Consider the following 12,417-nt stretch of genomic DNA (forward strand, 5'->3'; position numbering starts at 1 on the left):
AAATCAAAATGAAAACAGGCATCGAGATTATTTTGTTTAATTTTTATTAAAAATAGTTAAACAAAATAATGAGTTATAATACTGATATCTAATAGAAATCAGTATTATAATTGCTTAAAACCAATAATTAAGGTTAGTAAAGGACCAAATTGAAAGTTTGAATTTTCTACCAATATTCAAATAGCGAGAAAGGTCTATATTTTTAATTCACTAATTGCGCTTAATATTTTTACCTAAACTATGTTAATACAGCCGAACTCAAAAGGAGGAATAATTATAAGAATTCGGATCGTATAGAATCAGATATTTTATAATTTCACCTTGAAGTAAAAATCTAAATTATGCTACAGACTATTTTGGGATCAAATGGACAGATTGGTGAAGAACTTGTAAAAGAGTTAAACAAGAAATACTCTTCTGATATTCGACTGGTAAGTAGAAAACCGCGAAAAATCCGTGAATCTGATACTTTATTTCCTGCAGATTTAATGGATGCTCAAGATACCGAAAAGGCTATTGAAGGATCAGATATAGTTTATTTCTGTACAGGTTTGCCTATGGACACCAAAATGTGGGTTGATCAGTGGCCTGTGATGGTTGAAAACACAATAAATGCCTGTAAGAAATTTAATGCTAAGCTCGTTTACTTCGATAACACCTATATGTATCCCCAGACCAGTGAAATTCAAACTGAAGAAATTCAATTTCAACCAAATGGTCCGAAAGGAAAAGTCCGTGCTGAAACTGCAAACAGAATATTAGAAGAAATTGAAAACGGAAGTTTGACTGCAGTAATTTGTCGTGCCCCGGAGTTTTACGGCCCCGGAAAAACAAAAAGTATTACTAATAATACCATCATTCAGAACATCAAGGAAGGTAAGAAAGCCAAAGTCTTTTTAAGAAACGATACGTTAAGAACCTGGATATACACACCAGATGCCAGTAAAGCGATGGCTTTGATCGGCAATACACCTTCTGCGTATAATCAGACCTGGCATTTACCCTGTGATGATAATAGAATTACATTTAAAGAATTCATCGGGATTTTCGGCAAGTATTATAATAGAAATATTAAGTATACAATACTCAAAAGGTGGATGCTAATAGCTGCAGGAATTTTTAACCCGGTTATCAGAGATGCTGCTGAACTCCTACCAAGGTACGAGACTGACAACAAATTTGACTCCTCAAAATTTAAAAATCATTTTCCTGATTTTCAGGTTACGTCTTACCATGAGGGAGTAGAGAAAATAATAAAAGAAAGATAAAACCATTCATAGCGTTTTACCGATAATACTTCAGTTATGTTTTTAATAAGGTCTGTTTTTTTAACAGTCTTGTTAAATCCATATTTACCGCACACCACCCAAATTGAATTATTAAAAGAATTAATATTCTTATTTGTAAGTTTTAATTCTTATATTTATTAAAATAAGCCGTTAAACTGTCTTTTAAAATTAAAAGAGCCAAACAGTTTTACTGCATTGCCACTACCAAATTTTATAATAATTATGAAGGAAATATTTGGATATTATTCCATGATCATCGTGTTGATATTCTTCATCAACTTTCAAAGTAAAGCCCAGGAAATAGATCCCCTAACTTTAGTATGTGACACCGAGAATATTCAGAGTCCTGCATACAAATATTGTTATTTTAGCGGCCAACAACCTGGCACGGATATTCGCGATCATGTAGATACTGTAAAAGTTGGAGATATTGTGATCTGGAACGGGGTTTCATCTACTTCAGCGAATCATAAAGTAAAAATCACCACTATCAGACATCAAAGAGGAGATAACATCTTCGAATCTAACGTCCTGAGGGAAAGAAATGGCAATGGAAAAGTCAGGGGAAGAGTGAAAGAAGGAACCGCAGGAATGGAGGAAAAGTATATCATTACTTTCAAGGTTATAAAACCAGGATCAGGTACTGAAACATTTGATATTGATCCGAAACTCATGGTTCGATCAAATTGATATAATGGTTGAGGACATTAAAAAATACAATTTGAACCTGAATATCACTTTAATTAAAAGTGCTATAATATTTTTTATATACTTTTTTTTCATTCCATCTAATATATATTCACAATATTCCGACAATATTGATAGTGCCAGGGTAATCTATGAATCCGGCGAAGTATCAGGTAAAGACTTATTACCTGCATTAAAAATACTTGCAGAATATTCGGATATGCCGGAGAAATTAAGTTTCAGTAATGAATTGATCAAATTATCGTTAAAGTACGAGTCTCCGGAATACCTTTACATTGGTTACCTGCAAAAAGGAAATTCATATCGAATTACCGGTGAATTAATCCCTGCTCTGGAAAATCTATTCGAAGCGGGAAGAATTGCTGAATCAGAAAACATGAGTGTAAAAGCCGGACGGACAAATATAGCCATTGCTGATGTTTATTCTGTAAGAGATGACCATATCAATGCTGTTCGATACTATTTTAAAGCAATATCCCACCTTGAAGAAGAAAATGATTCTGTAGGACTTGCTACTGCTTATGAGAATTTGGGTGATGAATACCTTACAGAAAAGCAACCGGACTCCGCTTTGATATACTTTGAGAAATCAGGTAATATTTTTAAAGACCTGGATTTTAAAGAGGGAATATCCTATAATAATGGTAACAAGGGAATTGCCCTTGCCATGATCGGTTCAAATGACTCGGCCAAGATTATGCTTAATAAAGCCATCACTCAACTGGAAATGATGGAGCACTATTATCCGATCCCCATTTACCTGAGTTATATGTCTGATGTTTATATGGATCAGGGTAACGAGGTTGTTGCGATAAATTATGCTAAAAGAAGTCTCGAGATTGCTAATAAATATGGCCTCACTGATCAAATTAGTGATGTAAACCTTAAAATATCTGAATTATATGAGCAAACAGGTGACTACGAAAATTCACTTGCTCATTATAAACAATTTAAGGCTTACAGGGATAGTGTGAACGATCAGGCATCAATACAGGAGATGGCTAACCTCAGGACTGATTTTGAGATTGACAAAAAACAGATGGAAGTCGATCTGTTAAATCAGCAAAAAGAAAATCAACGGATAATATTTATCGCTGTAGTTGTCGCACTATTACTGATGATCGTGATTGCAGTTGGCTTATTCCGCAGAAATAAATTCATTGCCCGGACTAAAGAGATTATTGAAAAAGAAAAAGGACGATCTGATAATCTGCTTTTAAATATATTACCCGGAGAGATTGCCGATGAACTTAAAGAGAGTGGCAAAGTAAAAGCCCGAAGATTTGAAGAGGTTTCTGTACTCTTTGCTGATTTCATCGGATTCACCAGGCATTCTGAAAGCCTTTCTCCTGAGCAACTAGTGAATACTGTTGATTTTTACTTTTCAAAATTTGATGAAATAATCGAAAAAAACGGACTGGAAAAAGTTAAGACAATCGGCGACGCTTATATGTGCGCTTCCGGATTGCCCTTTCCGGATAAAGATCATGCACTTAAAGTGACCAGGGCGGCTTTTGAAATTGCAGAATTTGTGGAAAACACAAAAACTTTAGAGAACGACGGAATTATTCATTTTGATATACGAATTGGAATTAGTTCCGGTCCCGTGGTCGCTGGTGTAGTGGGCATTAAGAAATTCGCCTACGACATCTGGGGTGATACTGTTAATATTGCTTCAAGGATGGAATCAAACTCTCTCCCGGGTAAAATAAATGTATCAGAAAAAACATGTGTGCTTATTTCTGATCATTATCATTGTGAGTCCAGAGGGGAACTGGAAGTAAAGAATAAGGGTAAAATGAAAATGTATTTTGTAGAACCTAAGCCTATAGATAAAAACAAAGATGTCACCAGCAACCAGATCAAAGAATCTAATTATTAATTTCTATTTATTATTCTTCAAAAATTCCCGCTCCCGCTGAATAACATACCCGATACTGTGTTGACGACTAATATTTTCAAGACCTCTCGTATAATAACACCTATTAAGCTAAATAATCTTCTATAAACTTCTTTATTTCAATTACTTACCGGCATTCTATTTTGGAGTTGTGAAAAACTATAATTAAATTATAAGTATAGCCACTAACATACTTTAAAAACTATGCCAGAGGATCATAACGTCAAAATTCTGCAATGGCCTAAGGATAAAGCTAAACTAGAGCATTATTTTCAACTTGATAAGCCATGCCCGGTATCTATTATTTTTGATGAGAAGCCTGCTAATGTAAATGTCGGCAACAAAAAAGGGGACTCTTTTAAGGTCGATATGAACATGAATTTAAAAGCGGTTGAGGATATCCCCGTCTGCATCAAAATATGTGAGCCTATTTGTGCAGTCAGTGATTATACCGTGGGCATTGAATTACTTGGCCAGCCATTAGCCAGCATAAGATTAAGAGGTAAAACAAAGATCGCTCACTGTGATGATAAGCCTCCTTCCAGGCCTGTATGTGTTGATTTTGCCGAGGTAAATTCAAAAAGAGAAAAATCTCCATTTACCTATGAGCAATTACAGTTTGGATCTCTTGATGATTCTGGAATCATACAATTCACCACCCTTGGAGAACCTTCCGGACAAAACAAAATTGCCATTCCTAATGAAGGTTTGCGAATTGATTTTCCTTTCCCTGTAACAAATACCTCATTGACCATTGTCAATTTTGGAAATCCCGTAATTCAGGTCAATGCTTTTATGAATGCGGAACTGGTTTCAGAGCAATCAGTTATGATACAAAATAAAACCAGTGAAGTTAACATCGAAGGAAATAAAATTAATTCGATTGAGATTAAAGGCGGCTCAAATGAAGCAGCATTGGTACAGGTATGTTACAACAGGGCAACTGATTCTCAAAACTCACCAGTAATAATCACCTAGAAAAATCAACTATGAAAAACAAAAAGGAACCAAAAGAGACGATCAAAGGCAGATCAAAACAGCCTAAATCAAGATTAGCTGGTTTAACACCAAAAAAAGCCGTCAATGAAGCTCAAAGAATTATTAAAGTAGCCACAGATATTCTTGAAGAAGAAGTAGCAGCAGGGATTATTGCCGCTAAAGAAATGGAAAAGAAGGTTATTGACGTTGATAAAGCTCGAAATAAAGACAACGACCATGTAATATCAAGGTTCAGAAGTGACGCCCATGAGGTGATAGATATTTTTATGGACGTTGTATCAGCGGCATCTTCACAATTGGAAAACATCTCTGATAGGCTGGTGAATATATCACCTGAGAAAAGTAATTCAAATTCAGTTGATCAGATTCCGGTTATCAGTTCCGACGTTGAGCTAGAACCCGGAAAATCGGTCGCTATAAAAATGCAGCTGCAAAATGACAACGCAGAAAAAAGTATGAAGGTGGAAATGATAGCAGGTGATTTTACTTCTCCTTCAGGTGGTAAAATTCTTTCAAGAAACATAACTATCAGTCCCGAAACCTTAAAAATCAAACCGGGAGAAAAAGAGATGGTGGAAATCATGGTCAATGCACCTAAAAGCACTAAAAAGGGTAAATATTCAGCTTTTATCCAGGATAAAAATATTGACAATTTACAAGCGATGCTTAAAGTTGATGTGAAAGATAATGAATAGATCTCCTGGCAATACATCTTTCAACTATGGAAACAAGCGTATTAAAATCAAAGCTGCAATCATACCGTGAGTTAGCTCTTAAAGGAATCAATCACTACGTTCCGAAATCAGAACCGAGAAAACACTTGTATGATCTAGTGATGGATTATCCAAGCCGGGGCGGAAAGGGGTTCAGGCCGGGCTTATGTATCAGCACATGTAAAGCCTGGGGAGGAAATGAAGAAACTGCAATAAACTCTGCTACCGCTTTAGAATTATTCCACAATGCCTTCCTGGTCCATGATGACATTGAAGATGGAAGCGAATTCAGAAGGAATAAGCCTACCATGCATGAATACAATAATATCGGCATTGCCATAAATGTAGGTGATGCGATGAATGTATTGAGTATTAAACCCTTGATGATGAACATCAACATTTTGGGTCCGGAGTTAACCTGGCAGATTTTCAGCGAAATAGAACACATGGTGAGACAGTCAGTCGAAGGCCAGGCCATGGAGTTAGGCTGGAGAAAGGAAAATTCAAAATGCCTGACGGAAGATGATTACCTGCGAATGATATTAAAAAAGACTTGCTGGTATACCACCATACACCCGATTCGGATCGGTGCAATTATCGGCAGCAAAGGCAAAGTCAATCCGGATATGTTTAACCGCTTTGGATTCTTTATGGGAACTGCCTTTCAAATACAGGATGACGTCCTCAACCTGATCGCTGATGAAAAGGCATATGGAAAAGAAATTGGCGGGGACATTCTGGAAGGAAAGAGAACACTCATGCTCATTGACCTGATTCAAAAACTGAAAGGCAGTAATAAAAGCAAATTGATCAATTACCTGGCCAATTGCAGGAATGAAAATCAACTGGATAATGCCAGCTGGGTTCTTGACAAAATGCATGAACATGGTTGCATTGAATATGCCCGAAAAGTGTCCAAACACATGGCGGGTGCAGCATTAAAAGAGTTTTATACCTGCTTCCAAAATGTTGAAGATTCTGAAGATAAAGATATGATCGAAGCATTGATCATGCACATGATAAGTAGAGACTATTAATTATGATCAAGATTAAACCGGTAATAAATTATGACCATGACATCCTGATAGTTGGTGCCGGCCCCGGAGGTGCTGCTATGGCGGCATATCTCGCAAAAAATGGCATCGATGTTCTTTTAATTGATAGCAGTGAATTTCCAAGGGACAAAGTCTGTGGTGATTTTGTCGGGCCTGTGGCAATTGCAGAGCTACAAAATCTTGGAATTGCCGGATTGGATGAGTTCCCGAAAACAAATCTTATCAACCAGGCCTCGGTATTTCTGGATGGAAACGAAATAATTAATCGACCCATCCCAAAAGTAGAAGGCATCCCCTATTATGGACGTGTTATCCCCCGTATTATCCTGGACAAATGGATCGTTGACAAAGCAATTGAGAATGGAGCCACCCTGTCTGAAAACACACGACTAACTGACTTCAGCATTACCGATGAAAAAGTATCAGCAGTTATAAAAAAGAAAAACACTAAGACGACTGTTTCTGCAAAAATAATCATTGGTGCAGATGGTAGCAACTCCACTGTAAGCCGGATCTTTCACGGTGACAAGCCATTGGAAGAAGACCGGATACTGGCTGTAAGGGGCTATTTCAAAAATATAAAAGGACCTGAAGATCGATGTGACCTTTATTTCACCAAAGATAGCTTCCCGGGATATTACTGGTTATTCCCAACCGGTAAAGGCAATGCCAATGTAGGTGTTGGAATGGTGCTTAAAACAATGCCAAAAAATGAGACCCATTTAAAAGATCTTCTGACTGATTTGATCGGGAAAGACCCCGGACTTTCTCAAAGAATTGGTTCAGGAGAATTATCCGGCAGAATATCCGGATGGCCATTATCGACCTATAACCCCGAAAAAAACATCATTAGTGACCGTCTGATATTAATTGGTGATGCCGCAGGATTAATTAATTCTCTTAATGGTGAGGGAATTCAATATGCCTTATTGAGCGGCAGATGGGCTGCAGAAACCGTATTAGAATCCATTCAACAAGATGATTTTTCATTTTCTTCTTTAGGCAGTTATGAAACGATGATCAATAACCACCTGAGTTATGACCTGGCGTTAAGCAATATTATCATTCAGTTTATTAGAAACAGAAACTTAAATTCTTTCTGGCTTGAATTACTAACCATACTGGCTTCACGAGCCCGAATCGACAATAAGTATGCAGAAACAGCCGGTGGGATTCTTGCCGGAATGCTTCCGGCCTCAAAAGCAATAAGGCCGGGGTTTATTGCAAAATCAATCGCACAGGGCTCTTTGCATTACGGCATTAAAACATCAGAAGGGTTACTCAAAGGGCCTGCTCACTGGAAAGCAGTTTTCAATAATTTCGAACATTCATTCCGCTCATTGAACAATGATTTCAAATCTAATTCAGAAGAGTACAACAACTGGTTTTCAGGAATATTAAAAAACGGATATCAGATTAGCGGTCATATCCTCAACGATTTAAAAACCGGCATATTAAAAAGCAAAAACAACAAAGATCATGGCTAAAAAAGAATCAATAAAAAGTCTTAAAGAACTCCAGGTAATGATGCCGGAACTGGTAAAGAAGTACGGTAATGATCAAAAAATAGTATTAGGAGCTCTGGCAAATCCCATTCTCGCACTTGAAGAACTTGGGTATTCAATTTCCGCCAAAGCAAAAACGGAAATAGAAGAACGCATCAAATACGGTCCTGAAGGAAAAAAGGAATTCGAAAAAATTGAGAAAAAGATCCAAAAAACAGCAGGTAAATCTATTGACCCAAATTCAAATAAGGACCTGTCTAAATACTTTGAAAAAAAGCTGGGTGATGAATTCAAACTCAACAAAAAGAAAGTCAAAACGGCTGACCTGATCAGGTTAATAAATAAGCCACCGGATAAAAGAGCTATTTTAATTAAAAATAGAGACCCACTCGAAAAATATAAGAAAGCAGATGATTTAATACCATTGCTCATTGAATACCGGGAAATGAAAGCCTCAGTTCCTGAACTGGCTCCAAAACCCTTATATAAGAAAATCACTGCCGGAAAGATGAAGTCCGGAATCTCCTTTTCTAAAATGAAGATAAAAATGAATAAATCAAGCAAAGCAGCCACCAGGAAAACGAAAAAATAATTTTCCTTATCAATACCACTAATAACCCATACAACCATGCCAAATACTCACGGATTCGAAATTATAGCTGAAGTAACTGAAAATGTTCTGAATGAAATTTTACTGGCCGCCTGGAAGTCTGCGGACGATGAAAGCGGGGAAGGCGTAATACCGGAAAAATTTGAGATCCCCCGGGATTACCCTTTGGGCCATTCAGTATAAAAGAAGGAACTGTTCAAATCCCAAAAGATCAGTTAGGATTAAAAATGGAACCTTCAGTCAATGGTGTTGATATAAACCTGGGTACCATTGTCCACGTCGAAATAGCTGACCCTCCCATTCCATCAGCTACATTTTTTGACCTGACAGCAGATATTTCAGTGAAAGTACCCATTATTACTCTCGAAGATGGAGTAAATGTTGGCGCACAGTTAGAAAATCTACCTCCCGATGCGATCAATGCGACAATTACCAGTGGGGACCCCATAGGCCCTGTTACTGATGCAATGATCGAAGAATTCATTCATGAAAAACTACGTAATGACCCTGCTGTGCAAATGCAGTACAATGATATCCCGATCAGCTTCACTGTTTTCTCCATGAAGGCTAACTTCGAAATGTATGATGATGAATCTGATCCTACAAAAACCGCCAAAGTATCCTTCCCTTCCGGATCACAAGTAAAAATTGATATTCCCTGTTACCTGTATTTCTACGATATCACCGGTGAATTTGCCGGCCAGTCCCTGGCTAGTCCAATGGGGATTTTAGGTACAGTGCAAATGATCTCTGAATACAGCATAACAGGAAACAAAGTGGTCGCTAAGCTTAGTGAAGCGACAGTTACTCTGGAAAACCTGACCCCGGCACCGGGACAGGAAGGTATAAATTATTCAACCAATGTAACACTCTCAAATTTTGTTTCTAACGGAATTCTTGAAAGTACGATTAAAACTCAATTTTCAGCATTAGCAGAATCAGAATTACAACAGATCGGAGATTTGGAACAAGATGTCCCTTCGCAGGAAACTATTGAAAAATTTATAGAAGATGAGGTGAGAAAGGAACTTGCTTCAAGGAAACAAATTCTGATATGGGAACCGGTACCACCGGATGGTGTAGATGTGACTATTAATGATGTCACCATTAAATCATTGACCCAGGGACTGGCCATTGCCATCAACAAATTTAATGGCTCAAACGCAAATGCAATAACATTTTTTGTACCCGCAGGCAGAGATTTTGCTACAGCCATCTCTGAAAAAAAGGTCCTTGAAGAAATAAATAAAGCAGTAAACGAAGAATTTGGTTCACTACCCACCACGCTGGATGAAAAAGTAAAGGGTAAAACGGTCAAATTAAATAGTCTTGATATTTCCCTTAAGACAGGAGCCATCGATATTGAAGGTGATGTGACAGTTGTTGATGCCATAGCAGGTAGTATCGACGTAGATGCGGACTTTGATGCTGATGCAGGTTTAAAATGGATAGATGGCCCCGAGGGCGGACAGATAATTGAACCCTTTGTTATTGGTGAACCGGATGTCGACCTCTCCCTACTTGCCTGGATTCTCTCATTTCTTATTGGTTTTTTATTTGGAATCGTAGGAATTATTATCGTCGCGGTGGTCATGACCCTGGCAGAAAATCTGGCAGAAAGCATTGGTGCGTCCATTATTAAAGATGATGTCAGTGATCAACTCACAGGCATCGGGGCATGGCCAAACAGCCTGACAGATATTGGTGATATACAGGCAAGATTTGAAAATCCGATTTCGATCGATCCTCATAGTATTCTTTTTTCAGGCAATATGCTGATCACCAGTATGCATGCCCTAACCTCCGAGGATTTTGCAAATTCAAATGGTCCATATTCTGTGGTTGGAAACCAGGCTGTATCATTTATTGGTGGAGCAGAGAAAATGACATCAAAAACATTGTGGGATTTTGACAATGGAAAATCAACAATTACGAGGAACCCAAATCACAGTTATGGTAAAAGTGGATTATATATTGCCAAATTTAAAGTTTCAGTCGAAGAAGATGGCGGTGTTACTACCCGGCATTTCGCAGAAGTAAATGTTAAAAACGTAGCTCCCCAGGTTTTTATGCCTGAGGATATCACAGTTGATGAAGGTGAACAATTTACCATCGAAGTAACCTTTATTGACCTCAACTGGCTGGATAAACATACAGCCTCTGTAACCTGGGGAGATGATTCCCCTCCGGAAATACTCGAAGTTTCCGAAACTAATGAAGAACCCCAGGCTCAGGGGAAGGTAACGGCCTGTCATACTTATTGTGATAATGGGAATTTTGAAATTAAAGTTACCATACGAGACGATGTTGGAGGAATAGGAATAGGTATTATGTATGCAAATGTTAACAATGTTCCTCCTTTGGTGATGCTTCCGGAACTGATGTATTCACTCAAAAACCAATGTGTCCGACTGGATGGCTTGTTTGAAGACGAAGGCTGGTGCGACACGCATACCGGATTCTGGAAGATGGGTGACTGCACTGTCCGTAATGCTTATATTGAACAGACAAATGATCCGCCAAAAGCACAGGGAATCGCCTCTGTCGCTCATTCTTACGATTGTTGCGGGCCAAAAGAGATTACCTTAACCATCACAGATGATGACGGAGGGGTTGGTGAAGCCAGCATGATCGTCCATGTAAATGAATTATTGAATGCCGATATGGAGGGAGGATTCCATAAACTGGTTTTTGACGACCTGGATAGTGAATTAACAGTAGCCAATCACTGGATACCGTATGCTTCTACCGTGGAAACCACTGATAAAAGAGCCCAGGCTGCCGGATTCCAACTTGATTTTAACTTTGAAATCGGGATCGTTTCAGATGGCCGCAGAGCTCAACGGATCATTCTTAATGGTGCAGTGCAAACCGGATTAATGCAGCAGATCGCTGTGAACGTTGGATGGGAATATGAGTTTACGGGTATGTTTCAAATTGCCACTACAACCCAGGCACAAGGGTGTATCGGAATAGATCCACTGGGTGGCACCGATCCGGATTCCTCTTCCATTGTCTGGAGGCAACTTGAAAAAGGAACTGAATGGCAAAATATCACGGTACGGGCTATTGCCGAAAGAGATAATATAACTGTTTTCTTTGGAGCGTTGCAGCGTACTGCGATCACCTCTGAGCTCTATCTTGACCAGGCGGCTTTGCATCAGATTCAGCCTCATTGTATTGAAAGTGAGGAATGCGAAGAGATTTGTGTTGATTTTGAGGAAATGACCGGAGATACGGTAATCACGGAGCCCTTTGAATACGATACACTTAGGTTCATCCCGCCAAAGATTGGTTTATTTATCACACAAATCGGAGATCCACAGGGCCAGAATAAACTTGGGTTTCATCCTGCAGGAGTTAAAATTGAATTCCCTCACAGCATAACTACAGTAAGAATTACAATAGCTAATTATGCCGGCAGAACCATACAGTTGGCAACCATGTACGACGATGAAATACTCAGTTCTTTTGATGAGATTATTTATAATGAAACAAAAACACTGCAGATCGAAGATGAATCCTTTAATGGTTTATTTGTAAGAGGTGGAGATAGTGAATCCGCAATTGTAAAAATCTGCTATTGCTATAATGAAGAATAACTTTAAGATTAATAATAATCACTGGAATTGACCCTG

General features: G+C 38.3%; 10 protein-coding genes. All 10 read left to right on the top strand.

What is annotated here, in order from left to right; translation table 11 throughout:
- The first annotated feature begins 341 nt into the window (after positions 1-341).
- The 10 genes from DCC35_RS13840 (at position 342) to DCC35_RS13880 (ending at position 12,381) form a co-directional block, all read left to right on the top strand.
- Positions 342-1,268, top strand: coding sequence for an NAD-dependent epimerase/dehydratase family protein (locus DCC35_RS13840; protein WP_137091367.1), 927 nt, complete (start codon positions 342-344; stop codon positions 1,266-1,268).
- Between the two features lie 243 nt (positions 1,269-1,511).
- A complete protein-coding gene (locus tag DCC35_RS13845; protein WP_137091368.1) occupies positions 1,512-1,979 on the top strand; it encodes a hypothetical protein in 468 nt (155 codons plus the stop codon).
- A gap of 4 nt (positions 1,980-1,983) precedes the next feature.
- Complete coding sequence (locus DCC35_RS13850) at positions 1,984-3,879, top strand: adenylate/guanylate cyclase domain-containing protein (protein WP_137091369.1); 1,896 nt, start codon at positions 1,984-1,986, stop codon at positions 3,877-3,879.
- A gap of 222 nt (positions 3,880-4,101) precedes the next feature.
- A complete protein-coding gene (locus DCC35_RS13855; protein ID WP_137091370.1) occupies positions 4,102-4,875 on the top strand; it encodes a hypothetical protein in 774 nt (257 codons plus the stop codon).
- Positions 4,876-4,886: 11 nt separating this feature from the next.
- Complete coding sequence (locus DCC35_RS13860) at positions 4,887-5,591, top strand: COG1470 family protein (protein WP_137091371.1); 705 nt, start codon at positions 4,887-4,889, stop codon at positions 5,589-5,591.
- Positions 5,592-5,617: 26 nt separating this feature from the next.
- Positions 5,618-6,646: a polyprenyl synthetase family protein gene (locus DCC35_RS13865; RefSeq protein ID WP_137091372.1), complete on the top strand. Its 1,029-nt coding sequence runs from the start codon at positions 5,618-5,620 to the stop codon at positions 6,644-6,646.
- 2 nt (positions 6,647-6,648) lie between these two features.
- Positions 6,649-8,151 carry an NAD(P)/FAD-dependent oxidoreductase gene (locus DCC35_RS13870; protein ID WP_137091373.1) on the top strand — a complete coding sequence of 501 codons (1,503 nt, stop codon included), beginning with the start codon at positions 6,649-6,651 and terminating at the stop codon, positions 8,149-8,151.
- Positions 8,144-8,761, top strand: coding sequence for a hypothetical protein (locus DCC35_RS13875; RefSeq protein ID WP_137091374.1), 618 nt, complete (start codon positions 8,144-8,146; stop codon positions 8,759-8,761). The genes DCC35_RS13870 and DCC35_RS13875 overlap by 8 nt, the downstream gene beginning before the upstream one ends.
- 36 nt (positions 8,762-8,797) lie before the next feature.
- Positions 8,798-8,962 carry a hypothetical protein gene (locus DCC35_RS20735; protein ID WP_175402828.1) on the top strand — a complete coding sequence of 55 codons (165 nt, stop codon included), beginning with the start codon at positions 8,798-8,800 and terminating at the stop codon, positions 8,960-8,962.
- A 44-nt stretch (positions 8,963-9,006) separates the two neighbouring features.
- Positions 9,007-12,381, top strand: coding sequence for a PKD domain-containing protein (locus DCC35_RS13880; RefSeq protein ID WP_137091375.1), 3,375 nt, complete (start codon positions 9,007-9,009; stop codon positions 12,379-12,381).
- The last annotated feature ends 36 nt before the right edge of the window (positions 12,382-12,417 follow it).

This window comes from Mangrovivirga cuniculi, from assembly GCF_005166025.1.
Taxonomy (GTDB): domain Bacteria; phylum Bacteroidota; class Bacteroidia; order Cytophagales; family Cyclobacteriaceae; genus Mangrovivirga; species Mangrovivirga cuniculi.

Bases quoted from the DNA above. Each gene is read 5' to 3' on its own strand.
- DCC35_RS13840 (WP_137091367.1), top strand. From the start codon at position 342: ATGCTACAGACTATTTTGGGATCAAATGGACAGATTGGTGAAGAACTT.
- DCC35_RS13845 (WP_137091368.1), top strand. From the start codon at position 1,512: ATGAAGGAAATATTTGGATATTATTCCATGATCATCGTGTTGATATTC.
- DCC35_RS13850 (WP_137091369.1), top strand. From the start codon at position 1,984: ATGGTTGAGGACATTAAAAAATACAATTTGAACCTGAATATCACTTTA.
- DCC35_RS13855 (WP_137091370.1), top strand. From the start codon at position 4,102: ATGCCAGAGGATCATAACGTCAAAATTCTGCAATGGCCTAAGGATAAA.
- DCC35_RS13860 (WP_137091371.1), top strand. From the start codon at position 4,887: ATGAAAAACAAAAAGGAACCAAAAGAGACGATCAAAGGCAGATCAAAA.
- DCC35_RS13865 (WP_137091372.1), top strand. From the start codon at position 5,618: ATGGAAACAAGCGTATTAAAATCAAAGCTGCAATCATACCGTGAGTTA.
- DCC35_RS13870 (WP_137091373.1), top strand. From the start codon at position 6,649: ATGATCAAGATTAAACCGGTAATAAATTATGACCATGACATCCTGATA.
- DCC35_RS13875 (WP_137091374.1), top strand. From the start codon at position 8,144: ATGGCTAAAAAAGAATCAATAAAAAGTCTTAAAGAACTCCAGGTAATG.
- DCC35_RS20735 (WP_175402828.1), top strand. From the start codon at position 8,798: ATGCCAAATACTCACGGATTCGAAATTATAGCTGAAGTAACTGAAAAT.
- DCC35_RS13880 (WP_137091375.1), top strand. From the start codon at position 9,007: ATGGAACCTTCAGTCAATGGTGTTGATATAAACCTGGGTACCATTGTC.